The sequence below is a fragment of the Paraburkholderia sp. Cpub6 genome, from assembly GCF_014201065.1.
In the GTDB taxonomy this organism is placed as follows: domain Bacteria; phylum Pseudomonadota; class Gammaproteobacteria; order Burkholderiales; family Burkholderiaceae; genus Paraburkholderia; species Paraburkholderia tuberum.
In genome coordinates this window covers 340,592-363,061 of the sequence record NZ_JACHDM010000004.1, presented here as the reverse complement: position 1 = coordinate 363,061, position 22,470 = coordinate 340,592, and the positions used below count along the sequence as shown (strand labels likewise).

General features: G+C 63.7%; 27 protein-coding genes and 2 pseudogenes. 14 read left to right on the top strand and 15 right to left on the bottom strand.

Annotation, left to right across the window (positions count from 1 at the left end; all coding sequences use genetic code 11):
• Window positions 1-35 precede the first annotated feature (35 nt).
• The 6 genes and pseudogenes from HDG33_RS37255 (at window position 36) to HDG33_RS10610 (ending at window position 4,051) form a co-directional block, all read left to right on the top strand.
• Window positions 36-404, top strand: a complete 369-nt coding sequence (locus tag HDG33_RS37255; RefSeq protein WP_260330404.1) for a hypothetical protein — start codon at window positions 36-38, stop codon at window positions 402-404.
• Window positions 401-670, top strand: coding sequence for a hypothetical protein (locus HDG33_RS10630; protein ID WP_184025392.1), 270 nt, complete (start codon window positions 401-403; stop codon window positions 668-670). Before HDG33_RS37255 ends, HDG33_RS10630 begins: the two co-directional genes overlap by 4 nt.
• Before the next feature lie 66 nt (window positions 671-736).
• A pseudogene (locus HDG33_RS10625) lies at window positions 737-2,066 on the top strand (IS4 family transposase).
• A gap of 445 nt (window positions 2,067-2,511) precedes the next feature.
• Window positions 2,512-2,976 carry a hypothetical protein gene (locus tag HDG33_RS10620; protein WP_260330391.1) on the top strand — a complete coding sequence of 155 codons (465 nt, stop codon included), beginning with the start codon at window positions 2,512-2,514 and terminating at the stop codon, window positions 2,974-2,976.
• 39 nt (window positions 2,977-3,015) lie between these two features.
• Entirely contained in the window at window positions 3,016-3,576 is a 561-nt protein-coding gene (locus HDG33_RS10615) for a lysozyme (RefSeq protein ID WP_184025388.1), read from the top strand.
• Window positions 3,560-4,051, top strand: coding sequence for a lysozyme inhibitor LprI family protein (locus HDG33_RS10610; protein ID WP_184025379.1), 492 nt, complete (start codon window positions 3,560-3,562; stop codon window positions 4,049-4,051). Before HDG33_RS10615 ends, HDG33_RS10610 begins: the two co-directional genes overlap by 17 nt.
• A 476-nt stretch (window positions 4,052-4,527) precedes the next feature.
• On the opposite strand, the gene HDG33_RS10605 is transcribed toward HDG33_RS10610, so the two are convergent.
• The 7 genes from HDG33_RS10605 to HDG33_RS10575 form a co-directional block, all read right to left on the bottom strand.
• Window positions 4,528-4,857: a hypothetical protein gene (locus HDG33_RS10605; protein WP_184025367.1), complete on the bottom strand. Its 330-nt coding sequence runs from the start codon at window positions 4,855-4,857 to the stop codon at window positions 4,528-4,530.
• A 17-nt stretch (window positions 4,858-4,874) separates the two neighbouring features.
• Window positions 4,875-5,642, bottom strand: a complete 768-nt coding sequence (locus HDG33_RS10600; RefSeq protein WP_090806925.1) for an AraC family transcriptional regulator — start codon at window positions 5,640-5,642, stop codon at window positions 4,875-4,877.
• A 157-nt stretch (window positions 5,643-5,799) separates the two neighbouring features.
• Window positions 5,800-7,092, bottom strand: coding sequence for an NAD(P)/FAD-dependent oxidoreductase (locus HDG33_RS10595; RefSeq protein WP_184025356.1), 1,293 nt, complete (start codon window positions 7,090-7,092; stop codon window positions 5,800-5,802).
• The gene (locus HDG33_RS10590; RefSeq protein WP_184025353.1) at window positions 7,089-7,364 is read right to left on the bottom strand and encodes a 2Fe-2S iron-sulfur cluster-binding protein; all 276 of its coding nucleotides are present in this window, start codon (window positions 7,362-7,364) and stop codon (window positions 7,089-7,091) included. The genes HDG33_RS10595 and HDG33_RS10590 overlap by 4 nt, the downstream gene beginning before the upstream one ends.
• On the bottom strand, window positions 7,351-8,508 hold the full coding sequence (locus HDG33_RS10585; RefSeq protein WP_184025350.1) for an FAD-binding oxidoreductase: 1,158 nt from the start codon (window positions 8,506-8,508) through the stop codon (window positions 7,351-7,353). The genes HDG33_RS10590 and HDG33_RS10585 overlap by 14 nt, the downstream gene beginning before the upstream one ends.
• On the bottom strand, window positions 8,505-9,461 hold the full coding sequence (locus HDG33_RS10580; protein WP_184025347.1) for a 4-hydroxyproline epimerase: 957 nt from the start codon (window positions 9,459-9,461) through the stop codon (window positions 8,505-8,507). The genes HDG33_RS10585 and HDG33_RS10580 overlap by 4 nt, the downstream gene beginning before the upstream one ends.
• Window positions 9,462-9,743: 282 nt before the next feature.
• Window positions 9,744-10,451 carry a response regulator transcription factor gene (locus HDG33_RS10575; RefSeq protein WP_184025343.1) on the bottom strand — a complete coding sequence of 236 codons (708 nt, stop codon included), beginning with the start codon at window positions 10,449-10,451 and terminating at the stop codon, window positions 9,744-9,746.
• A gap of 294 nt (window positions 10,452-10,745) precedes the next feature.
• On the opposite strand from HDG33_RS10575, the gene HDG33_RS10570 reads away from it, so the two are divergent.
• Together HDG33_RS10570 and HDG33_RS10565 are read left to right on the top strand one after the other, a co-directional pair.
• Window positions 10,746-12,047, top strand: coding sequence for an MFS transporter (locus tag HDG33_RS10570; protein ID WP_184025340.1), 1,302 nt, complete (start codon window positions 10,746-10,748; stop codon window positions 12,045-12,047).
• Between the two features lie 154 nt (window positions 12,048-12,201).
• Window positions 12,202-13,662: an MFS transporter gene (locus HDG33_RS10565; RefSeq protein ID WP_184025337.1), complete on the top strand. Its 1,461-nt coding sequence runs from the start codon at window positions 12,202-12,204 to the stop codon at window positions 13,660-13,662.
• Between the two features lie 20 nt (window positions 13,663-13,682).
• On the opposite strand, the gene HDG33_RS10560 is transcribed toward HDG33_RS10565, so the two are convergent.
• The 6 genes from HDG33_RS10560 to HDG33_RS10535 all read right to left on the bottom strand — a co-directional run bounded on the left by HDG33_RS10560 (window position 13,683) and on the right by HDG33_RS10535 (window position 16,249).
• The gene (locus HDG33_RS10560; protein ID WP_184025334.1) at window positions 13,683-13,955 is read right to left on the bottom strand and encodes a hypothetical protein; all 273 of its coding nucleotides are present in this window, start codon (window positions 13,953-13,955) and stop codon (window positions 13,683-13,685) included.
• Between the two features lie 94 nt (window positions 13,956-14,049).
• On the bottom strand, window positions 14,050-14,484 hold the full coding sequence (locus HDG33_RS10555; protein WP_184025331.1) for a DoxX family protein: 435 nt from the start codon (window positions 14,482-14,484) through the stop codon (window positions 14,050-14,052).
• A 103-nt stretch (window positions 14,485-14,587) separates the two neighbouring features.
• Entirely contained in the window at window positions 14,588-14,995 is a 408-nt protein-coding gene (locus HDG33_RS10550; protein ID WP_184025328.1) for a VOC family protein, read from the bottom strand.
• A 36-nt stretch (window positions 14,996-15,031) separates the two neighbouring features.
• Window positions 15,032-15,496 carry an RbsD/FucU domain-containing protein gene (locus HDG33_RS10545; protein ID WP_184025325.1) on the bottom strand — a complete coding sequence of 155 codons (465 nt, stop codon included), beginning with the start codon at window positions 15,494-15,496 and terminating at the stop codon, window positions 15,032-15,034.
• Window positions 15,497-15,576: 80 nt separating this feature from the next.
• Window positions 15,577-15,858, bottom strand: a complete 282-nt coding sequence (locus tag HDG33_RS10540; RefSeq protein WP_184025322.1) for a hypothetical protein — start codon at window positions 15,856-15,858, stop codon at window positions 15,577-15,579.
• 22 nt (window positions 15,859-15,880) lie between these two features.
• Window positions 15,881-16,249, bottom strand: coding sequence for a nuclear transport factor 2 family protein (locus HDG33_RS10535; protein ID WP_176379337.1), 369 nt, complete (start codon window positions 16,247-16,249; stop codon window positions 15,881-15,883).
• Window positions 16,250-16,534: 285 nt separating this feature from the next.
• Between HDG33_RS10535 and HDG33_RS10530 the strand changes: the two genes are divergently transcribed.
• From HDG33_RS10530 to flhC, 6 genes and pseudogenes are all read left to right on the top strand, one after another.
• Window positions 16,535-16,924: a type II toxin-antitoxin system RelE/ParE family toxin gene (locus tag HDG33_RS10530; protein WP_221311367.1), complete on the top strand. Its 390-nt coding sequence runs from the start codon at window positions 16,535-16,537 to the stop codon at window positions 16,922-16,924.
• The gene (locus HDG33_RS10525; RefSeq protein ID WP_018423436.1) at window positions 16,921-17,223 is read left to right on the top strand and encodes an addiction module antidote protein; all 303 of its coding nucleotides are present in this window, start codon (window positions 16,921-16,923) and stop codon (window positions 17,221-17,223) included. Before HDG33_RS10530 ends, HDG33_RS10525 begins: the two co-directional genes overlap by 4 nt.
• An 88-nt stretch (window positions 17,224-17,311) precedes the next feature.
• Window positions 17,312-18,160 (top strand): helix-turn-helix domain-containing protein, encoded by an 849-nt coding sequence (locus HDG33_RS10520; RefSeq protein WP_184025319.1) that lies wholly within the window; start codon window positions 17,312-17,314, stop codon window positions 18,158-18,160.
• A gap of 41 nt (window positions 18,161-18,201) precedes the next feature.
• Window positions 18,202-18,318 (top strand): annotated as a pseudogene (locus HDG33_RS10515) (N-acetyltransferase); the annotation flags it as partial.
• 819 nt (window positions 18,319-19,137) lie between these two features.
• Window positions 19,138-19,458 carry a flagellar transcriptional regulator FlhD gene (gene flhD, locus HDG33_RS10510; RefSeq protein ID WP_184007179.1) on the top strand — a complete coding sequence of 107 codons (321 nt, stop codon included), beginning with the start codon at window positions 19,138-19,140 and terminating at the stop codon, window positions 19,456-19,458.
• 14 nt (window positions 19,459-19,472) lie between these two features.
• Window positions 19,473-20,042: a flagellar transcriptional regulator FlhC gene (gene flhC, locus HDG33_RS10505; RefSeq protein WP_018423439.1), complete on the top strand. Its 570-nt coding sequence runs from the start codon at window positions 19,473-19,475 to the stop codon at window positions 20,040-20,042.
• 139 nt (window positions 20,043-20,181) lie between these two features.
• On the opposite strand, the gene HDG33_RS10500 is transcribed toward flhC, so the two are convergent.
• Together HDG33_RS10500 and HDG33_RS10495 are read right to left on the bottom strand one after the other, a co-directional pair.
• Window positions 20,182-20,898, bottom strand: coding sequence for a divalent metal cation transporter (locus HDG33_RS10500; RefSeq protein ID WP_311548273.1), 717 nt, complete (start codon window positions 20,896-20,898; stop codon window positions 20,182-20,184).
• Complete coding sequence (locus HDG33_RS10495; protein ID WP_184025316.1) at window positions 20,801-22,468, bottom strand: efflux transporter outer membrane subunit; 1,668 nt, start codon at window positions 22,466-22,468, stop codon at window positions 20,801-20,803. The genes HDG33_RS10500 and HDG33_RS10495 overlap by 98 nt, the downstream gene beginning before the upstream one ends.
• Window positions 22,469-22,470 lie beyond the last annotated feature (2 nt).

The window sequence follows — 22,470 nt, the reverse complement described above, 5'->3', positions numbered from 1 at the left end:
CTTCATCCCGAAGGGTCGAGGCATCTAAGCCAAGGTTGCATTATCCGCCCAGTGCGGAAGAGCGAGCGAGATGGTCCAAGCAGCAATGGCGGCCAGATCTGCTCGAAGCCAAACTCGATGTGCTGCCAGAAGAAATGGTCATCAGGGTGCCCTGGAACGAATTTGCACAGGGGCGGTACAAATCGCGCATTACCGCCGCCAAAGAGGTCGGATTCGATGCAGGTCATATCGTCGCGGAACAGGCAAAGGTTGATGCGTTTCACATGACACGCATGATCCTGCCCCAGGACTGCCGGCCCCAACTGCCCAAAGGTGTCGCCAAGGTATGGGCGTTGGCCGCCTTCCCGTCACTACTCGCATATCGGGAAGATCAGGCACTCGCGTCGAAACCAGTCCTGCTGTGACTGCCGAGGAAAGACACGAACACCGCAACCTGCTGGAGATGATGATCCAGCTCGGCGAGGACTACCACGCCGACAATCGCTGCGATCAGGAACTGTTCACGATGCTTGCCCTCGACGCCAAGCGGCTTCCTAACCGCCAACCGACACCGCAGGACGCCGCAGCGATTCTCGCTGACGCTGCGCACGGCGCGAAAAGCACTAACCGGCGTCGATCACTTACGGAAAAAGCGGCTCAATGCCGTAATGCCGTTCAGTTAAGCGACTGAACGGCATTTTTGTTTTTGGCGCAAACCGGTTGTAAACGGGACGCGGCGATGTTAACTTTCATCGCCATGCTGGTCGATGATCTGCGCCTCCTTGTTGAATCCCGGCCGCCGCTCGATTGGGGCCGGCTGGGTCAGCATCTGCCATACGAATGGATCGAGTATGCAGTGCAGGCCAGTGGCAGTGCCAGCGTACGTCGGCGTCGGCTGCCCGCACAACAGGTCGTATGGCTGGTGATTGCGCTGGCGTTGTACCGGCACCGGTCGATCAGCGAGGTTGTCGATGAACTGGACCTTGCGTTATCTGTGGCCGATGCGTCGTTTGTCAGTAAGTGCGCCATCACCCAGGCGCGGCAGCGCGTCGGCGCGGCGCCACTGGCGTGGCTGTTTCACGAATCAGCCAGAAACTGGGCTGCGCAGGATCAGGACCAATACCTCTTCAAGGGATTCTCGCTGTTCGCGATGGATGGCACCACGCTGCGCACCGCCGACAGTGCCGCCAACCGCAGACATTTCGGCGCCTCGGCCGCAGCCCATGGCCGCATTGGCAGCTATCCGCAACTGCGCGCGGTAACGCTCACCGCGCTTGCGACGCATCTGGTGCGTGATGCTGTGTTCGGTCCTTACGACATCAACGAGATGGTCTCGGCGCGTGAACTCATTCCTCGCGTACCGGCCAATTCCATCACCGTATTCGACAGGGGGTTCATGTCGGCCCAGCTCCTGTGCAATCTGGTCTCGGGCGGTGAGAACCGGCATTACATCATTCCGGCCAAATCCAATCTGCGGTGCGAGTTCGTGAACGAGCGCGACGGTGACCGGATCGTGCGTATGCGAGTCTCGCCGCAGGCCCGCGCGAAATGCCCGGAATTGCCCGAATCCTGGCAAGCGCGCGCCGTGCTCGCCGTGGATGCCAGTGGGCGGCAACGGACGCTGCTGACGTCCCTGACTGATCGAAGACGTTTCAAGGCTGCCGACATTGTGTCGTGCTACGAGCGTCGCTGGCAGATCGAGACCAGCTACCACGAGCTCAAGCAGTCGATGCTGGGCATGGGAGCCGACCCTTCGCAGCCAGACCGTGGAAGGCGTCTATCAGGAATTCTGGGGCGCGCTAATTGCCTATAACCTGATACGTCTGGAGATGGCCAAAGCAGCACTTGCGGCCGGACCTGCACCCGATGAACTGAGCTTCATCCGCGCGTTCCACACCATTCAGTACGAGATGACCTGGGCGGCCGTGACGCGCTCGTACGGCAAACTGCCCGCGCTGCTCAAGCGCCTGCGTGAGCGGCTCAGGCAACTTCCCAATGAGAAACGGTCCGGGCGCAGTTGCGCTCGAACCGTCAAATCCCGACTGTTTCGCTATACCGTTCGAGTCCTTAAAAGAGACCTTAACTGAACGGCATTAGGCTCAATGCCGCTTTTTTTGTTGGACGGTGACACTGGAAAAATGCACCTGAAAATGAGACGGCCAGCGCAATTGTGAATATCTGTCAAAACAGTTTCATCTCAATTTAAAGTCGTTGACCGTGTCGCGTTTTAGATGGTTAATTTGTCGGGTGTGTTCTGGAAAATCAGCAGAGGTCAGATGGAACAACAGAAACAGGATGAAACCGGGGGCAAGGAAGAGTGCGGGCTTTGCCGTATCACCTATTCAGTCTACTCGAACTTCCCGCCAATGCCGTCCGCAGTGGCGCTAAACGCCGAAACCGGCGAATTCTTTCCACCGAATAGGCTTGGTTGTATTCGATCTGAACCATAACACGGAGGATCACCGCTGGTGCTCTTACGCGTGCTCAATGGTCTGATGGTCTAAGAGCGCGAATTAACCTACGGAGGGTCAAATGTACGAAAGGATGCGCTCCGCAAAGGAGATCATTGAAGAAATGAAGACTCGCTTTGCAGATATGTTCGAGGGATCAGATAGCCGGGAATGTCTTGATTGTCGTATCACGTTCAAGATATACAAGGCGTGGCCTGATATGCCTCAGGCAATGACGATAAACCAGAAATCCGGGGAGCGGATTCCGATTAATGCGATCAGGGCTCTCCCATCCGGCTACGACATGAGGCAGGCTTTAGGACAAGAAGAGGAATGCGGCTGTCGCAATCGACCTGCGGGCCCGTTCGATGAAGAGTTCACGCTTCGCGACGCCAACGGATCGCCACTCGCCGACACGTATTACACGATTGAGTGGCGAGGTTTCCTAACGCGCGGCGTCACTGATTCCATCGGACGTACACAGCGGCACAAGACAGACGGCGCGCAGGCGGTGCGTATGTATCTTGGACACCGCGAGTCTGTCTAACAATTCCCGAATGGAAATAACTCATACAACGGAGTAAATGTGACCGACCCACTGCACGAATGCGTAACCAATATTGATCCCAATTCAAATGTCACCGTATATTCTTCGCGCTTGTGTAAACCGTGGAAATTTTCCGAACAGGGAACTAAGTTCCTTAAAGGTTGGGAACAGTTCAGCGCGACCATGTACGACAAGGACGGCAGCAAAGCCGGAAATGCAACAGTTGGATATGGGCACCTTGTTCATTTGGGGAAAATATCCGGCGCCGCATCGGAAAAGCCATTTCAGAAAGGAATAACCGAAGCACAGGCCGAGACGCTACTTAAGGAAGACGTCAAGTGGGCGGAAAATACGATCAATCGAAAAATTCGGCTTCCGCTGTTTCAATTTGAATACGATGCACTTGTGTGCTTTATGTACAACCTTCAACATCATGGCGACAGTCTGCTCGATTTCGTTAATACTGGTGATTACAACAAGGTAGGTGATAAGATGAGGCAGTACGCCACAGTTAAGGGCCACCCGCTTAGAGGGTTACTGCGGCGTCGACACCGTGAAGCGGAAATGTTTGAGGCGGGGGTCTATGATTCATCGCACTAGTCTAATGGTAGCGCTCGCGCTCACGATCGCTCCGATCATTGCACCCGCTAAGACCGTGTATTCCGGTAAATTCGATTATCACTATTTTAAATCGCCGGATCAGTATTTTTCAGGTCATAGCGCCGCCGATGTGGCTCATATGTGTGACACTGGGGAGCATGCAAGCAATGACGACTTGGCGGAGTGTTCGCACCGCAAATTCGATCATGCGGCCCGTGCACTGGATAAGATCCTGCGATCGGCGAAATCCAAGATTGGAGGCAATGACAGGTCACTTAAAGCAGAAGGCGAACCGTTAGCTCTCCCTTACTTTTTGAAGTCGCAAGACGCCTGGTCACAGTACCGCGATAACGAGTGTTACACCGAAACCTATATGATGGGTGAGGCTGCCGAGCGCTATATTTTCTTTTGGGAGTGTATGGCAAATATCACCCAAGACAGAGTCAAGGAATTGCAGGAAGTCTTAAGAGACTAGACCATTGCTGCTATGTGTTGTGCCCCGCTTCGGCGGGGCCATACCGTAAAAGATCTGGCTGGCTTTGAGCGGCTGCAGCGCTATATCCGTCGGACTTCGCCAACGCTGCCAATACCAGGAACTAACATGCGAGCTTACGGGCGGGTAGAAGTGCGATGAGATACGCCCGATTGCTTCGATGGTGCATCAGTGCACTTGGGATATGGGTCGCATTGGGCACTGCACTCGCATGGGGCACGCAACAACTATCGTTCCAGATACCGTTATGGTTCGCCGGTTCCGTTCGATAGCTACTGCGTTGCCTATATCCCAATTGGGAGCCCGACGCCTACGATGTCGAGGCTTGGGGCAACTTTGTGCTGATCGTTTCGGGATATATCGTCGCCATCGCAATCGTAGTGCCGGCAAGCGTCATCGCATGGCGGCGAGCACATTGAGCACGCTCGTCAAAATGGAATTCGGCCGCGTCAAGCCTTTCAAGCCTGCCATACCCCATACCCCGCCTCGCGCAGCCCGATCGCCAATTCCACTTCCATATCCTGCGCGCCGCGGTAAGGCATCGGGTTGAACACGTCGTACAGTTCGGGCATCAGACGCAGGCCGTAGTCGCGCACATAGCGATTCGCCTGAATGCCCGCCTTGTGCCGATCGAAGCGCAAGTCCGGGTCGAGCCCCGTCATGCCGACGTACACGCACGGCCTGTCGAAACGGTAACCAGGATTCGCGCGACGAAAGCGCGCCTCGTTCCACACCTTGTCGTCGAGCGCGACGACGTACACGTAGTAGTGATGCGCGCGACCCGCCATGACACGTGCGACGCCGTTCAGCCGCGCAGCGTACCGTGCAGCAACATCCGGTATTCGGTCGGTGTGACGCCGACGGTCGCCTTGAATTGCCGTGTGAACGCGCTGTGATCGGTGTAGCCGCAACGCGCGGCGACGTCGGTGACCTTGTCGTGCGACACCAGCAGCGCGGTCGCCGCATCGAGTCGCGTTTTCAGGAGCACCTGGCGCGGCGTCAGATGAAACACCTTGTGAAAGTACCGCTCCAGCTGCGCGACCGACATGTCCGCCATCGCCGCAAGCTGCTTCAGGTTCAGCGGCTGCACGTAATTCTGCTGGATCGACTGCACGACGGCGGCAAGCCGGCTGTAGGCCGGATGGCTGCTTTCGTCGGCTTTCAGATCGCGGGAGATGCCGGCGAGGCCGACCACCTTGCCGGTCGCATCGCGCAACGGCTGTTTGCAGGTCAGGCACCAGCCCGGTTGACGGCCCGGATACAGATGCAGTTCGAGCTGATCGAGCATCTGGTTGCCGACGCCGATGATCGCCTTGTCCTGCGCGGTATAGATGCGCCCGAAGCGGCGCGGAAACACGTCTTCCGCGGTCTTGCCGAGCAGCGCGGCCTTTTCCTTGAAGCCGCAACGCGAAGCGAGCGTGCGGTTGACGAGCGCATACCGCGCGTCGGCGTCCTTGACGAAGAACACGACGTCCGGCATTGCATCGAATACCGGCTCGAGCAACCTGAAATGCGACAGCATGCCGGACAGCGTCGTATCGTCAGTTTCGAGCGGATGCGCCAGCGTGTTCATCGTGCGGTTCCGTGGGTGCGTGCCTGGTTGATTGCGTTAGGTTGCGCGCGGATCGCTGCGCCGGTGCGGCCGGGCAGCCTGCTCGTGCGGTTGATTGCGGTCGATTATAGAGCCGCGCGTCGCCCGCCAATATCTACCGAGGGTAAGCGCGGAGCCGTCATGGCGCCGCCGTCGGCGGTTCGGCGGCGCTCATCAGCGTGCCGATTTGCGCCGGACTGAACGGCGGACGCGGCGCGGCGGCCGGCCAGCCGAAGTACAGGCTCGCGGCCGCGCCGCAGATGCGCCCCTGGCAAGGGCCCATACCGCAGCGCGTCTGCAGTTTCGCGTCACGCCAGTCGGCGCAGCGGCGCACCTCGCCGACGCTCACGTCCTCGCAACGGCACAACAGCGTCGCGTCGGCGGGCGGCGTGCGCGCGGCCTCGCCCAATGCGAACGACGCCGCGACGCGCGCGCCAAAGCCCCGCCAGCGAGCGCGTTGCGCGACCAGCGCCGCCAGCGCGGCGCGTTGCGTGCTCGCCGCGCCGCTCGCCACGAGACCGGCGATCTCGCCTTCCGCGCCAGCGAGCTCAGCGCCGCCGACGCCCGTGCACTCGCCCGCTGCATAAACGCGTTCGAGCGAGGTGCGCTGTCCGTCGTCGATGACGATTTCGCCCGCGTCGTTGATCGCGCAGCCGAGCGCCTGGGCAAGCGTGACGTTCGGCAGCAGTCCGAAGCCGCACGCGACGCGGTCGCAATCGAGCGTCACCTCGCGTTCACCGCGCCGGATCGTCACCTGTTGCACGCGCTGCGCGCCACGGGCTTCGCTCACGATGCTGCCGGTCCAGTAGCGCAGTCCCGCGAAGCCGTGCGTGAGGCTGATCGCCTGACGCAGCTTCGCGGGCTCGCGCAGCAGCGACACGCCGAAACGCGCGACCTCGGCCGCCGATGCCTGCTCGACCACCGCGACCACGCGCGCGCCGGCCTCTCGCGCGGTGGCGAGCGCGGCCATCAGCAGCGGGCCGCTGCCGGCGATCACGATCCGTTCGTCGCGCACCGGCATGCCGCCTTTGATCAGCGCCTGCAATGCGCCCGCGCCGGTCACGCCGGGCAAGGTCCAGCCAGGAAACGGCAGAAGACGCTCACGCGCGCCGGTCGCAAGAATCAGTCTGTCATAGGTGATCGCCACGCCGCCGTGTTCGGCGGATTCGAGCAGCAAGCCTTGCGCGCCGAGCGGCGCGATCACGCGAGTCGATGGCCAGTAAGTGAAGTTCTGCTGCGATTGCAACGCCGCGAGCAACGCATGCAACGCTGCTTGAGGCGGATGGGCGGACCCCTGGCGCCAGACCTGGCCGCCGGCGCGCGGATTGTCATCGATCTGCGCGACAGTCGCGCCCGCCTGCGCCGCCGCTCGCGCGGCATTGAGCCCGGCCGGACCACCGCCGATCACCACGATGTCGAAGTGCTGCGTCATGCGTGTACTGTCCCGTTTCGTGTCTGCACGCGCTGGCCGTCGCGGCATAGCGTCTGGCACGCGAGCGCGTGCGCGCGACCGTCGATCGTCACGCGGCACTCCTGGCACACGCCCATCCCGCACAAGGCTTCGCGCGGCTCGCCCTTGACCGACAGCCGCGAGCCGCGCACACCCGCGATCGCGAGCGCCGCGGCTATAGTCGTGCCGGGTTTCACTTCGATGCTGCGGCCGTCGACGGTCAAACGGATGCGGGTCGCGTCAGTGTCGGTCATGGGCCACCTGTTCTGCAAAACGCACCGGTAGATAAGGTTCGCACGGAATCGGCGCGGCATGGCCCGCGATCTGCGCCGCGAGTAGTTTCGCGGTCGCGAGCGAGGTCGTTACGCCAAGCCCTTCGTGGCCGACCGCGAGCCATAGGCGGGATGCGGAGCCAGAGCCGACGTTGGGCGCGAACTCGCCGGCCGGTCCGATCAGCGGCAGGCCGTCCGGCGACGCGGCACGAAACCCCGTCCACGCGCGGACGCCGCTGAGCGCCGGCAACCCCGGCAGATACTGCGCGGCGCGTTGAAGCATCCGGGCGAGCACCGGCATCTCGACGGCCGGATCGGTTGTTTCGAACTGGCGCGACGAGCCGATCAGCAGTTGCCCGGTCGGACGCGGCTGTACGTTGAACGCGACCGACGTGCCGGTCGCGTGATGCGCGCTCTTGATATAGCCAAGTTCGAGCAGTTGATGACGGATCAGCCCCGGGTAGCGGTCGGTGATCAGCAGATGGCCTTTCTTCGGTTGCAACGGCAGCCACGGCAACAATTGCGCCGCCCCGAGGCCGTTCGCGACGACCACGTGCGCCGCGCTGGTGCGCTCGCCGCACGCCAGGGTCACGCCACCCGCACCGACCGACGCGACCGGCGCTCCAGGTCGCACGCTGATATTCGCCGCATGCGGCGACTGCGTGAGCAGCCATTCGGCGGCGGTCGGCGCATACACGATGCTGTCGTGCTCGATGCGCAAGCCGCCCGCCATCGATGGTGCGAGCGCCGGTTCGCAGGCGCGCAGTTCGGCCGAGTCCAGCAATTGCGCGGCGACGCCTTGGCTCTCAAACGCCGCCTGCATTGCGCGGGCGGCTTGCCGTTCTTCGTCGTCGGCTGCGACCCACAGCGTGCCGCAGCGCGCGAACGCGTCGCGCGCGCGCAGCTGCGGCGCGAGCTCGAGCCATAGCTCGCGCGAATAGCGGCTCAGCGCGAATTCGGCGGGCGAGTCGTTCATCACGACGATATGGCCCATGCCGGCCGCCGTCGCGCCGCCGCCGATGCGCTGCGCATCGAGCACGTCGACGCGCATGCCGAGCGCGGCCAGTTCCGCCGCGCACGCGGCACCGACGATACCCGCTCCGATGATCAGCGCGTCCGGGCTCATGCGGTCCGGATACCCCACGCGAACGGATCGCGCTCGTCGAAACACAGACACCCTTCGGCCATGATGTGCGCGTGACCGGTGATGGTCGGAATCACGTGGACGCCGTCGCCCGCCGCGCGATAGCTCGCCTCGAACACGCTGCCGATGATGCTCTCCTGGCGCCACACCGCGCCTTCGGCAAGCTTGCCGTCGGCCGCGAGACACGCGACCTTCGCGCTCGTGCCGGTGCCACACGGCGAGCGGTCGTACGCATTGCCGGGACACAGCACGAAGCTGCGGCTGTCGAGGCCCTCGCGCGAACCCGGTCCGAACAGCTCGATATGGTCGATCAGCGCGCCGTTCGCGCCGGTGATGTTCTGTGCGATCAGCGCGTCGCGAATCGCCGAACTGAAAGCCGTCAGGCTCGCGATGTTCGCGGCTTCGAGCTCGTGCCCATGCTCGGCGACGAGGAAAAACCAGTTGCCGCCCCAGCCGATGTCGCCGGTCAGTGCGCCATAGCCTGGCACGTCGACCTGCACCGCCTTGCGGTGGCGATACGCGGGCACGTTGCGCACCGCGACGCCGCCGTCTTCGTTCAGCGTCGCCTCGACCATGCCGACCGGCGTTTCGATGCGGTGTCGTCCCGGCCCGATCCGCCCCATGTGCGCGAGCGACACGACGAGCCCGATGGTGCCGTGCCCGCACATGCCGAGATAGCCGACGTTGTTGAAGAAGATCACGCCGGCCGCGCAAGTCGGATCGTCGGGCTCGCAGAGCAACGCGCCGACCACCACGTCCGAGCCCCGCGGTTCGGTGACGATGCCGGCGCGCCAGTCATCGAAGCGGGTGCGGAACACCTCGAGCCGTTGCGCGAGCGTGCCGCCGCCCAGATCCGGGCCACCCGACACCACGAGGCGGGTGGGCTCACCGCCGGTGTGCGAGTCGATGATGTTGAGGGTTTTCATGTCGCCCATGGTAGGAATCGCGGGCCGGTGGGTCTTGGTGCGCGTGCGCGCGGATTGAGACGATTTCGGCATAGCGGCGCGATGCGTGAGCCGCCGCGCGCGCGGCGCGCGAAACGTCCCGCTATTCGGTATCGGCGTCGATGACCATCGGCGCGAATGCGGCAACCCGGCTAACCGCTACGGACACGAAAGGAGAATGCACACCGCTGGCGAGCGCGACGGGCTGCAACGCGGATTTCAGCATATACCTGGCCGTGGCGACCTCATGCCGTGCGCGCCGACTGCGAATCCTCACTCCCTGAGCACATGGTCGTGAAGCCGCAGCAACCGGTAGCCGCTTCTGTATACCGGCTGCAGCCGGAAACCATTGTGCGGCTCGATCGCGAGCAGCAGACGCAGCCGCGACACGTGACTGTCGATGGTCCGCGTGAACTCGCGCAGTTCGCGGCCCCACACCGTCGCGAAGATATGGTCGCGCGACATCACGCGATCGACGTTGGAAAAGAACAGCGCCGCGATCCGGTACTGGGTGGGCGACAGCGGCACCGGCTCGCCGCGCAGCGTGACCGCCCGGCGGATCGTGTCGAAGCAATAGGGGCCGATCTCGAAACAGGTCGCGGCGCTGAAACGCTCCGGATACGCGCGCCGCAGAAGCGCCGCGACTCGCGCGCGAAACTCGGCGTCCCGCAGCGGCAACGCGAGGTAATCGTCGGCACCGCCGGCGAGCGCGCGCACCATGCTTTCCTCCGAGCCGTCGTTCGACACGAACATGATCGGCACGTGCTCGCCTGCCACGCGGCGCACCGAGCGCAGCAGGTCCGCGCCGGCGGGCCGCATCTCCTGCCAGTCGAGCACCAGCAGATCCATCGTGGAGCGCACGAGCGACCTCGACATCGCAACGCCGTCGTCATAGGCCGCGCAGAAATGGCCGGCTCTCACCAGACTTGATTCAATGGACTGACGCATGACCGGGTCACGCTGAAGAACTGCAACGCGCATGGGATGGACTCTCGACAATGAACATGCAGGCCATTCTCCGAGCCGCACCCCGGTCCCTCCCTTCGGAGCATTCCGATTTTCCGCCGCTTTCTTCGCCCAACTGGACGCTTCCGCAGGACTTCCGCTTTCATCCTGTAAAATCCGCGCCGGCCTCCGTCGTCAGCGCGCCCGCCCTATCAGGACGGCGCGCCCGTGTCCCGTGCTCTACCCAGCGCCTGCCACACTTCTCGCCCGACGACCGCCGTATGTCCACGCGTCTCCCGCGTGGCTCACAATTCATCAAAAGACATGGCAATGCAAGCGACAAATCTGGGTGGAGCGCAGGCTGTCACCCCCCGCCCGCTTGGGCACAGCGATTACAAGACACTCGGTCTCGCCGCGCTCGGCGGAGCGCTCGAGTTCTACGACTTCATCATCTTCGTTTTCTTCGCACCGACGATCGGCCAGCTCTTCTTCCCGGCGGCGATGCCGGACTGGCTGCGTCAGGTGCAGACCTTCGGCATTTTCGCGGCCGGTTATCTGGCGCGGCCGCTCGGCGGCATCATCATGGCGCACTTCGGCGACCTGTTCGGCCGCAAGCGCATGTTCACGCTGAGCGTGCTGCTGATGTCGGTGCCGACGCTGCTGATGGGCCTGATGCCCACCTACGCGAGCATCGGCGTGCTCGCGCCGGTGCTGCTGTTGCTGTTCCGCGTGATGCAGGGCGCGGCGGTCGGCGGCGAAGTCCCGGGCGCATGGGTGTTCGTCGCAGAGCATGTGCCCGGGCGGCACGTCGGTTATGCGTGCGGCACGCTGACGGCCGGCCTCACGGCGGGCATTCTGCTCGGCTCGCTGATTGCGTCGGCGGTCAATCGCCATTTCACTCCGGCCGATATTTCCGAGTATGCGTGGCGTGTACCGTTCCTCATCGGCGGCGTGTTCGGCATGTTCTCGGTCTATCTGCGCCGCTGGCTGCACGAGACGCCGGTGTTCGCCGAACTGAAGCAACGCAAGGCGATCGCCGCGGAAGTGCCGCTGAAGGCCGTACTGCGCGATCACGGTCGCGCAGTGATCGTGTCGATGCTGCTCACCTGGATGCTGTCGGCGGCGATCGTCGTCGTGATCCTGATGACGCCGACGCTGCTGCAAAAGCAATTTCACATCGAGCCGGCCACCGCGCTGCTCGCGAACTGTGTCGCGACGCTGTGCCTGACGATCGGCTGCGTGGTGGCGGGTTCGATCGCCGGACGCATTGGCGCGGGTCGCACGATTTTCGTCGGCGGCATTGCGCTTGCGATCACGTACTACGTGATGTTTCGCCAGTTGGCCGTCGATACGTCCCTGCTCCTGCCGCTGTATGCACTGGCCGGACTTTTCGTCGGCGTGATCGGCGCGATTCCGCTCGTGATGGTCCGCGGATTCCCGCCGGTGGTGCGCTTCTCGGGCATCTCGTTCTCGTACAACGTCGCGTATGCGGTGTTCGGCGGTCTGACGCCGATCGCCGTATCGCTGATGATGAAGTCGAACCCGCTGGCCGCGCCGCTGTACGTCGCGGCAATCTGCGTGCTGGGCGCGCTGACCACGCTGTTCATCAAGGATGCGCCGCGGGGGCGTTGATCCGGCGGATCTCGCTTCGTCGATCCGCATCTAGCGCGTCGACGGAACGCTCCGCGACGGCGCGGTTTTCGACGCGCCGTCGCTCGCACCGGCGACATCCATACTTCACGCCACGCCGAAACGTGGCGCGCTGCATCGGGCTTACGATGCAGTCATGAACTCATCCACACCCTCCTTTTCGCCCGCCCTCGGTCGCGTTCTCGCGACCGTCAGCATCGGCTTCGTGGTCACGCAACTCGACGTGACCATCGTCAACATCGCGTTGCCACGAATCGGCGCGGACCTGCACGCGAACGTCGCGGGCCTGCAATGGGTCGTCGATGCATACACGCTCGCGTTTGCGGTGCTGATGCTGTCGGCCGGCGCGCTCGGCGACCGCTTCGGCGCGCGGCGCATGTATGCGTGCGGAATCGTGCTGTTCGCGCTCGCGTCGCTGGCCTGCGGGCTCGCGCTCGACGCCCCGATGCTGATCGCCGCGCGCGCGGTGCAAGGCATCGGCGCGGCCGCGATGCTGCCGAATTCGCTCGCGCTGCTCAATCAGTCGTTCGGCCACGAACCGAAGCTGCGGGCACGCGCGGTCGGCCTGTGGACCGCCTCCGGCGCGATTTCGATCGCGGCCGGGCCGGTGGCGGGCGGTCTGCTGATCGCGGCGTTCGGCTGGCGCAGCATCTTTCTCGTCAATCTACCGATCTGCGCGGCCGGCCTGCTCGCGACACTGCTGTGGATTCCGCGTCCGCAAACCTCGCAACGCGGCGTGCCGGCCGCCGCTCGCGGCAACACCGGCGCGACGCCACGCGGCATCGATCTCGGCGGCCAGTGTCTCGCGATCGTCGCGCTAACCGCGTTCGTCGCCGCAGTGATCGAATGGCGGCCGCTCGGGCTCGCGCATCCGCTGGTCGCCGGCGGCTTCGTGCTGGCGCTGCTGGCGGCGGGTGCGTTCGTGTTCGTCGAAGCGCGCGTCGCGCGCCCGATGCTGCCGCTGTCGCTGTTCGGCACGCGCACGTTCAGCGCGGCGGTGCTGTTCGGCATCTGCGTGAATCTGACGTATTACGGCATGGTGTTCGTGCTGAGCCTTTACCTGCAGCGCGTGCGCGGCTACACGCCGTTGCAGGCGGGCCTCGCGTTCCTGCCGCTGACGGGCGGCTTCCTGATCTCGAACGTCGCGAGCGGCTGGGTGATCGGCCGCCTGGGAGCGCGCGTGCCGATGATCCTCGGCGCGATCACGGCCGGTCTCGGCTATGGTCTGCTGCATCTCGTCGACGCCGAGACGCCGCTGATTGGCCTGCTGCTGCCGTTTTTGCTGATTCCGTCGGGCATGGGACTCGCAGTGCCGGCGATGACCACGGCGGTGCTCGCATCGACCGAAGCGCGGCGCGCGGGCACGGCGTCGGCGGTATTGAACACGGCGCGCCAGGCCGGCGGCGCGGTGGGTGTGGCGGCCTTCGGCGCGCTCGCGGGCGGTGCGGCCGCGACGCAGATCGTGCCGGGGATGCAAGCGGCGACGGCTATTTCGGTGGGACTGCTGGTGCTGGGTCTCGTGCTCGCGTGTTTCGTGCATCCGGAGCCGCACGCGGCGGCATCGTCTGCGCGCGGCGCGAGCGCCGCGAGTAAGTAAGCGGTGTGTAATGCAGGCGCCTACAGCGACGCCTCCTGAATCGTGCCGGTAGCGATTGCGCGCTCGATCAGGCCTTCGTTGCGCGCCTTGGCGATCGCATCCGCGACCAGCTTTTCCGGGTCCTCGATGTCCGCCTTCAGCGTGCCGATGAATCCGGACGCATCCAGAACCACCAGCGTCTTCGCCGACTCGGCGAGGCTGATGATCACACGATGCGGCGTCGGCCCTTCGCCGAGACTCGCGCACAGTTGCGTGAGCTTGCCGCCGATCATTTGCTCGAAGTTCTGAATCATCATCTGCTCCCTTGATTGGCGCGGATTGGAAATCCTGCTGTGTAGCAGGATGCGGGCCGCGCCGACTGCGCGCGCTCGCGCTTGACAGCCCGCTTTACAGGCCGCCGAGTCCGCCGCGCGGCGCGCGCGCGTTGTCGACGCTCAGACGCCCCGCGCCGGTAACGAACAGCAGCAGGAAACCGCCCGCGATTCCGATGTTCTTCCAGAAATGAATCACCATGTCGTGCTGCAAGGCCGGGTCGGTGATATTCCAGAAGTCGTGGCCGAGCACCGCCGTCGCGACCGTATACACCGCCATGACCAGCGCGAGCGGCCGTACCTTGAAGCCGACCACGAGCAGCAGGCCGCCGAGCACCTCGACCGCGGTTGCGATCGGCGCGGCGATCTGCACGAACGGCACACCTTTCGAATGCAGGTAGCCGACGAAGCCCGCATAGCCCAGCAGTTTCATCACCCCGCTCCACAGGAACAGCACGGAAAGCGCAAGACGGGCGATGAAAATAATGCCGAAATCGACGGGACGCGACATGGGGGGACTCCTGTAATGAATAAGCAGCAGACCCGAATGCACGGGCTCAGTTCCCCGCCTCGCTCCTGAGCATATGAGCAATGGCCGCGATTTCCAAGCCCGCTCAAGCTGACGGATACGTGGCGACCTCGATCAGGTTGCCGTCCGGGTCGCGGCAATACACCGAGGTCATCTTGCCGCGCGCGCCGTCGCGCTCCACCGGCCCCGCCTCGACAGCGACGCCTTGCGCGAGCCAGTGCGCCTTGACGTCGTCCGGGCTTGCGGTGGTCACGAAGCACAGGTCCGCCGTGCCCGGCACCGCCTCGCGCGACGTGAACCAGGCGACGGTATCGGCCGACGCGGGACGCAGATTGATCTTCTGATTACCGTAGTTCATCGCCACGCGCGTGCCGGTGCGCGACGCGAACTCGGTGCGTCGCATGCCGAGCATCCGCGCGTACCACGCCGCGCTCACTTCGACGTCGGCGACGTTCAGAACGAGATGATCGAGACTGGCTAGCTGGAAGCTCATGGGTTTGTCGTGATGAATCGAGAAAGGTGGTAGCGACTATGCGCGTGGCGCGTCCGGCGCGAGCAACACGCCCTTCGTGAATACGAAGCAGCCGTAGCCGCGCTCCTCGCCCGTCGCGATCACACAGTATGCCTGGCGCGCACGCTCGTAAAACGCGAACCGCTCGATCGACACGAAGGGCACCTCGCGCCCCTCGCCCGCGTTGACCTCGGCTTGCGCTTCGCGCTGCACCGCGGGAATCGTGTGCGGCTCGCCAACCACTTCCATGCGCGACGCGGGATGCTCGATAAAGGTGTCGAGCGGCAGCACCGACAACACCGCGCGGATCGCGCGCGGCGAACTGACGCCGTCGAGACGCAGCGGCTTGCCGAGCACGGTATCGCGCGCGACGGCGTCGGCCGGGAAGTTGGCGTCGCAGATCACGAGCTCGTCGCCGTGGCCCATCGAGCGCAGCGCGTGCAGGATATCGGCGTTCAGTAGCGGGTCGAGATTTTTCAGCACGGGGTCTCCAGGTCGTTCGGTTGGGAACATGCTGAGGGGGTGAGGTCGTGAGCTTTGCGCAAGACGATGCGTGTCACGCTTCATCCGCACGACGATCGATTGTAGCAAGCGCGCCGGACGTCTTGCGGCGCTGCGCACGCACCGCATTGCCAGCGCAGCCATCCGACCAGAGCGAGCAGCACGAGCCCCGCGCCGCCGAGCACCGGCTCGCGCCAACCGAGCAGTGCGATGAACATGAACGCCCGCGCGCCGCCGAGCAGCGCGAAACCGGCGATCGCGCTCGATAACGCATCGAGCGCGGCCGCGACGCGCAGCAACGCGAGATGGACTTGTGCGGGCCTGGCAGCGGCGGGCTCATGCATGACCGTCTCCGTGAAAAACGCCTCAAGCGGCGCCGGGGGTTTCGTCGAGAAAACCGGTGACCGCTTGCAGACGCCCATGCGCGTCCACCACGCCGAAGTCCGAGCCCTTCACGATCGCCTCGCCCGCGGGGGTCGTCAGTGCCCACGAGAAGCGCAGGCGATTCGCGAAGCCGTCGACGTCGGTCGTACGGCGAAACGTGTGATGCGGAAAACGCTCATGCACCGCGCGGATCATGGCGTCGATGCCATCGTGGCCCGCGCCCGCCAGCAGCGGGTCGCGATAGTCGGCATCGGCGCTCCACGTTGCCGCGATCAACTCGCGACGACGCGCGCCATCGGTCTCGTTCCAGGTATCGAAATAACGGTCGATCAAATCGGTATGCGCATTCATCTCAAACTCCTCGATTGACAGGACTGAGCACTTCGCGCGGCATACGCATTGCATGCGGCGGGCTCGGAATGAAGATTGACGGCTCGCGTGCATTGCGTCGATTACGTGAGAGGTAATCGACGCAATGCAGCCTTCGCTGTCACGCAGCGCTTTTCACTGTTTTTCTCGCCAAATAGGTCATTCGGCCGAGTCGTCAAAAAACCTTCGCACCGCTAACCTCGAGTGACTCATCGAAGCCCGCCGACGACATCGCGAGGCGGGCAATGCAATGAACAGGAGGACCGCTTGGACCGCTTTATCGAGACGCTTTTCTCGCTTGCACGACCGTATCCCCGGAGATACAATCATCCGCAGATCGAAACACCGCGCGTGTACACGATCAACTGCACCGAAGAGTTCGACCGTTGGCTTCACGGCCTCACCGACCTCAAGGCGAAGGCGCAAATTCTCGTGCGGATCCGCCGCGCGGAACGCGGGCTTTTCGGCGACGCGAAGTTGCTGGAAAACGGCGTGTTCGAGATGCGCATCGATTGCGGGCCGGGTTACCGGGTCTACTACGCGCGCGAGGAACGCATGATGTATCTGCTGCTCTGCGGGGGTAACAAGTCCACGCAGCAGGCGGATATCAGGCATGCCGGAGCAATGTGGACAACCATCAGAAAGGAACGGTCATGAGCAAGATCAAAACGGCACGCTTCGATGCATCGAAGTACCTCGACAACGACGAAATGGTCGCGGCCTATCTGAACGCCGCCCTCGACGAAGGCGACTCCGATCTGCTGCTCGCCGCCATCGCGGATATCGCCAAGGCACGTGGCATCACGAAGATCGCCGCGGCAGCGGGCCTGGGCCGCGAGAGCCTCTACAAGACACTCGCGCCCGGCTCCAAGCCACGCATGGATACGGTCCTCAAACTGGCGAGTGCGATCGGCGTCAAATTCACCGCCGTGCCGTTGCGCCTGGCTGCCGCCTGAGCCGGGCACGCGTCTCGTTGACTGAAATTGGCGGGGCATTACCTCTCAGGTAATCGATTGCTTGCACGCTTTGACTATGATCGGTGGCATGAACACACTCTCTATTGCACAAGCGGCTCCATCATCCGCGCCGATCGGCACTCGGGCGGTCGGCGAACTTCTCCGCGAATGGCGGCAGCGGCGGCGCATGAGTCAGTTGCTGCTCGCCACGGAGGCTGACGTTTCGACCCGCCATCTGAGCTTTGTCGAATCGGGGCGCGCGCTACCGAGCCGGGAAATGGTCATGCATCTCGCCGAGCGCCTCGACGTGCCGTTGCGCGCGCGCAATGCTCTGCTCGTCGCGGCCGGTTACGCGCCGCTGTTTCGCGAACGTCCCCTCTCCGACCCGCAGCTCGCCGCCGCGCGCGAAGCCGTCGAACTGGTGCTCAAAGGACATGAGCCCTACCCGGCTCTCGCGATCGACCGGCACTGGACCATCGTCGCGACCAACAATGCGATTGCGCCGTTGTTGAGCGGCGCGAGTCCCGAACTGTTGAAGCCACCGGCCAACGCACTGCGCCTGAGTCTGCACCCGCAAGGCATTGCGGCGTCGATCGTCAACTGGCATGCGTGGCGCGAGCATGTGCTGGGCCGCCTGCAACGGCAGATCGACGTCAGCGGCGACGACACGCTGAGCGCACTACGCGACGAACTGGCCGGCTACCCCGCGCCGCCGGATGCAGACGCCTCGACGCTGGACGATGCAGTCCTCAACCAGATCGCCGTGCCATTGCGGCTGCGTACACCGCTTGGCGTGCTGTCGTTTTTCAGCACCACCACGGTGTTCGGCACGCCCGTGGACGTTACGCTGTCGGAACTCGCCATCGAGGCGTTCTTTCCGGCGGATCGGCAAACCGCGTCGGCGCTGCGCGAATTTGCCGAACACCAGCGCGGCTAGCCGCTCGCGTACCTCCACTCCACTCACCACGAATAAGTGAGATGTCCGTCAACGCCGACACCCCGTTGATCCGCCAACTCGGACCCGCCGACCGGGACGCCTATTTCCAGCTTCGTCTGCGCGGGCTGAAGGCGCACCCCGCTTCGTTCGGACAAAGCCGTGCGAAGTCGGCGCCTTGAACGTCGACGGGGTGTTTCATGACGAGGATCTGATGGCGCGATTCCTCGCGTAGCGCCCCCGGGAATCATTGACAACGCCCCCTTGCGGCCATTCCCGGCGCCTCGTCAACGTTGTAATGTCGTCGCCTATTGCACCGACATCGTGTCAGGCAACCTGCTCGGCACTGGCTTCTCGCAGCCTCCGTCCGCACCGTGATCGGTACGCGTCTGCGACCGCTGTTCGGTCTCGGGGTCGAACGCGTGCGACAGACCGGCTGCCCATCCTCATCGAGCCGTTACAAATCCGGCCCTCGTTTGCGTAGTTTGTAACGGGGGACGCTTCATACGGTTACAGGCTCCATCCGCCCCTCACGCGCCACCCAGCACGAGTATTTATTACCGTCTATTCCCTCGCTTTCTGTTCCTTTCTAATCCAAAACAAATTTACCGATCGCCGCGCGGTGCAGACGCACGTCTCGGACAGTCGCGTAGGATGCCCATCCAGCAAGGGTTTTCATGGAGTAGAGGCCAGTGTCGAAAGGCTATAAATTCACTTGGCATCATTCATTACAATGGCGTGAAAAACTTACCGAAAAATGATGTAGTTTTTTGAGATATTTTTTTGAGAAGGGATTGATTTCTGGTTTTAGCCTTCATACAATTCGTCCCGAGCTGTTACGAAATGTAACGTCTTGTATCAAATGTTCGCTGTCTGTAGCAAGTAGCAACATGTAGCCGGAGGCCACGTTGCCGGCGAGGCAGAAAAGACAAAACGGCGCAAAGCCGACATAGTAATTCGGGGCTTCGGAAACAGACAAAATGGACCGTAGCAGCGAGACGCTGGATTCAATCCGCGAGATCAACTTGTCTTACATCATGCTCGCGCAACGCATGTTGCGCGAGGACAAACCGGTCGGAATGTTCCGGCTGGGACTGTCGTCGGAACTGGCTGACTTGCTTGCCGGGCTGTCGCTCGCGCAAATCGTCAAGCTGGCCGCTTCCGACCAGCTTTTGTGCTTCTTCCGCTTCAACGACCACGCGATGCTGTCGGCGTTGACGCAAACGACGAAGCACACCGCAGTTGCACCGACCCACACGGCGATCCTGCTTGCAGGCCAGCCCGCCGAGCAATTTGCCTGATCGAGGTGACTGCAATGCTCAAGCGAAGCCTGACCGAAGATGCACAGGAAGTATTTCGCGCGATCGCACTGATCGAACTCGGCGCCCGCATGCAGGTGCTCGAGAGCGAGTTGACGCTGTCGCGCGACCGTATGATCCGCCTGTATCGCGAGGTCAAGGGCGTATCGCCGCCCAAGGGCATGCTGCCGTTCTCGGCGGACTGGTACATGACGTGGCTCGCGAACATTCACGCGTCGCTGTTCTACAACACGTACCTGTTCCTCAAGAACGAAGCGCGCTGCTCGCATCTGGATGCGCTGACCAAGGGCTATCGGCTGTATCTCGAACACTGTCAGCACAGCGAAACCGAGCCGGTGCTCGATCTGACGCGCGCGTGGACGCTCGTGCGTTTCTTCGACGCCGACATCCTGCAGTTGACCAGATGCTGCCGCTGTACCGGCAAGTTCGTCGCGCACAAGCACGACCTGCAGCACAACGTCGTGTGCGGCGCCTGCCAGCCGCCGTCGCGTGCCGGCAAGACGAAGAAGGCAGCAGCCGCGCGCCGGGAAGCGCTCGATGCGGCGCAGGTCGCGCAGGCCGCTTGACCGATCGATTCGCCGTCGCGAGACGCGCTCGACCCGATTCAAACCGAAGCTCACATGATTCCGCGCAGTGATTGAACTGCGCGGATTTTTTTCGCCTTCGCGCCGGGCAAACCGGCGTGCCGAAGGCCGGACGTTCAGATCAACCGGCCAGCCCCACCGTCTGGACGACGAGCCACAGATTCGCCGCACTGATCGCAACAAACAGCGTCCACACGAGCAGGCGCGTCGGCAGCGTGTTGGCGAATTCGCCCATCAGCGATCGGTCGCTAGTCATGCGGATCAGCGGATACAGCGCGAGCGCTCGCGTGATGAAGCGCCGCTGCCAGCACGGAATCTTCATTTTCAGGAAGCCTTCCATGATGACCTGCCCCGCCACCGTGCCGGTGAACGTCGAGCTTTGTCCCGACGCGAGCAGCGTGATCGCGAACAGGAAGGCGGCGAAGCCGGTGCCGACGATCGGCGCTAGCAGCCGGTAAGCGTCCTCGATCTGTGTGATCTGGTCGTGGCCCGTCGCGTAAAACGCGGCGGCCGCGAGAATCAGGATCGCCATGTTGATCAGGGCCGCGATCACGAGCGATGCGATCGTGTCGATGCGTGACATGCCGATCGCCGAGCGGATGCTGGCCGGATCGCGCTTCACCGCGCGGGTCCGGCCGATCGACGAGTGCAGATACAGGTTATGCGGCATCACCGTCGCGCCGATAATGCCAAGCGTCGTTGATGAGGTCGATGAAGCGCTTGCCAACAGGCTTAGGAATTCAGCGCTTCGCCACCTGCTGCTGCGCTGAAACCGATGCGGCTCCGGCCGCAGAGCCGGAAGCCGCAGCCAGCGAAGCCGCCGCGCCGCCGGAAGCACCAACCGGCACCGGCGCCGCCCCCACCGCCGTATCCCCCGCCGTCACATCGCCCCAACCGCCACCGAGCGCGCGAATCAGATTCACGGTAGCGACCGCCTGCGTGCCCGCCAGATGGCTCGCCTGCAATTGCGACTGCAGCACCTGCCGCTCGCCATCGATCACGTCGAGATAGCTGACCGCGCCCTCCGTGTACTGCGTGCGCGACAGATGCGCGGCGCGCTGCGACGCATCGACCGCGTCGTTCTGCTCGCGCATCTGATCGTCGAGCAAGCGCAGATCGGCAAGATTGTCCTCGACTTCACGGAACGCCACGAGCACCTGCTGGCGATATTGCGCGACGTCCTCGTCGTACTTCGAACGGGCCTGCGCAAGATTGGCCTTGCGGCGGCCGCCGTCGAAGATCGGCACCGTCAGCGCGGTACCCGCGAGCGGACCGAGGATGAACGCCCGGCTCGACCACATGAACAGATCGCCGAGCGTCGCCGATTCAAAGCCGAACGCGCCCGTGATGTCGAGCTTCGGGAAGAACGCCGACTTCGCGAGCCCGACGCGCGCATTCGCTGCCTGCATCGCGCGTTCGGCTGCCGCGATGTCCGGCCTGCGTTCGAGCAGCGCCGACGGCAAACCCGGCGGCACGCGCACCGCCACCGGCGCGAGCGGTTCTTCCGCGAACGAGAAATCCGCGGGCGGCTTGCCGAGCAGAATCGCGAGGCTATGCTCCGAGGCCGCCCGTTGCCGCGCCACGCCGACCGCATCGGCACGTGCGCTCGCGAGCTCGTTACGCGAGCGCGACAGATCCAGCTCGCTGATATCGCCTTCCTTGAAGCGCCGCTCGACGAGCTTCAGCGTGTCCTCGCGCAATGCGACGGTGCGGCGATACAGATCCTGGTCGGTGTCGAGCTCGCGCAACTGGAAGTAGTTCTGCGCGACGTCGGCCTGCAACGACAGTTGCACCGAGCGAAACAGCGCTTCGCTCTGCTGCTCGTCCGAGCGCGACGCGTTCACGTTCGAGCTGACCCGCCCGAACAGATCCGCCTCATACGACGCGCCGACCTGCGCGCGCCAGATCGTGCCCGTCGTGCCGCCCGCGCTGTCCGGCAGGAATTGCGACGCCGCCGACGCACGCTCCCGGGTCGGGCCGAAGCCCGCGTCGAGCTTCGGGAACCAGTCGGACTTCGCCGCCTGCGTGACCGCGCGGGCCTGCTGCACGCGCGCGGCTGCGGCCTTCAGGTCCTGGTTCGCGGCGGCGGCCTGCTCTTCGAGCGCGTCGAGCTGCGGGTCGCCGAACACCTTCCACCATTCGCCACGCAGGGCGTCGTCGGCGGGCTGGGCCGGCTTCCACGTGCCGGTGTTTTGCGCCGACGCGGCCGAACCAGCCGTCACGCCCGGCGCCGCCGCAGCCGACGTCGCCATCGCCGGCGCTTCCTTGAACGCCGCCGGCGTATCGACGTCGGGCCGCTTGTACGTCGGCTCGACCGAACAAGCGGCCAGCAGGGCAATCAGCAAACCGCTCGCGGCCGCGCGGCCCCATCGGCGCAAAGATACAAAGCGAGATTCAAAGCGTTTCATTG

Bases quoted from the DNA above. Each gene is read 5' to 3' on its own strand.
- HDG33_RS10620 (WP_260330391.1), top strand. From the start codon at position 2,512: ATGTACGAAAGGATGCGCTCCGCAAAGGAGATCATTGAAGAAATGAAG.
- HDG33_RS10610 (WP_184025379.1), top strand. From the start codon at position 3,560: ATGATTCATCGCACTAGTCTAATGGTAGCGCTCGCGCTCACGATCGCT.
- HDG33_RS10605 (WP_184025367.1), bottom strand. From the start codon at position 4,857: ATGGCGGGTCGCGCGCATCACTACTACGTGTACGTCGTCGCGCTCGAC.
- HDG33_RS10600 (WP_090806925.1), bottom strand. From the start codon at position 5,642: ATGAACACGCTGGCGCATCCGCTCGAAACTGACGATACGACGCTGTCC.
- HDG33_RS10595 (WP_184025356.1), bottom strand. From the start codon at position 7,092: ATGACGCAGCACTTCGACATCGTGGTGATCGGCGGTGGTCCGGCCGGG.
- HDG33_RS10590 (WP_184025353.1), bottom strand. From the start codon at position 7,364: ATGACCGACACTGACGCGACCCGCATCCGTTTGACCGTCGACGGCCGC.
- HDG33_RS10585 (WP_184025350.1), bottom strand. From the start codon at position 8,508: ATGAGCCCGGACGCGCTGATCATCGGAGCGGGTATCGTCGGTGCCGCG.
- HDG33_RS10580 (WP_184025347.1), bottom strand. From the start codon at position 9,461: ATGGGCGACATGAAAACCCTCAACATCATCGACTCGCACACCGGCGGT.
- HDG33_RS10575 (WP_184025343.1), bottom strand. From the start codon at position 10,451: ATGCGCGTTGCAGTTCTTCAGCGTGACCCGGTCATGCGTCAGTCCATT.
- HDG33_RS10570 (WP_184025340.1), top strand. From the start codon at position 10,746: ATGCAAGCGACAAATCTGGGTGGAGCGCAGGCTGTCACCCCCCGCCCG.
- HDG33_RS10565 (WP_184025337.1), top strand. From the start codon at position 12,202: ATGAACTCATCCACACCCTCCTTTTCGCCCGCCCTCGGTCGCGTTCTC.
- HDG33_RS10560 (WP_184025334.1), bottom strand. From the start codon at position 13,955: ATGATTCAGAACTTCGAGCAAATGATCGGCGGCAAGCTCACGCAACTG.
- HDG33_RS10555 (WP_184025331.1), bottom strand. From the start codon at position 14,484: ATGTCGCGTCCCGTCGATTTCGGCATTATTTTCATCGCCCGTCTTGCG.
- HDG33_RS10550 (WP_184025328.1), bottom strand. From the start codon at position 14,995: ATGAGCTTCCAGCTAGCCAGTCTCGATCATCTCGTTCTGAACGTCGCC.
- HDG33_RS10540 (WP_184025322.1), bottom strand. From the start codon at position 15,858: ATGCATGAGCCCGCCGCTGCCAGGCCCGCACAAGTCCATCTCGCGTTG.
- HDG33_RS10535 (WP_176379337.1), bottom strand. From the start codon at position 16,249: ATGAATGCGCATACCGATTTGATCGACCGTTATTTCGATACCTGGAAC.
- HDG33_RS10525 (WP_018423436.1), top strand. From the start codon at position 16,921: ATGAGCAAGATCAAAACGGCACGCTTCGATGCATCGAAGTACCTCGAC.
- HDG33_RS10520 (WP_184025319.1), top strand. From the start codon at position 17,312: ATGAACACACTCTCTATTGCACAAGCGGCTCCATCATCCGCGCCGATC.
- flhD (WP_184007179.1), top strand. From the start codon at position 19,138: ATGGACCGTAGCAGCGAGACGCTGGATTCAATCCGCGAGATCAACTTG.
- flhC (WP_018423439.1), top strand. From the start codon at position 19,473: ATGCTCAAGCGAAGCCTGACCGAAGATGCACAGGAAGTATTTCGCGCG.
- HDG33_RS10495 (WP_184025316.1), bottom strand. From the start codon at position 22,468: ATGAAACGCTTTGAATCTCGCTTTGTATCTTTGCGCCGATGGGGCCGC.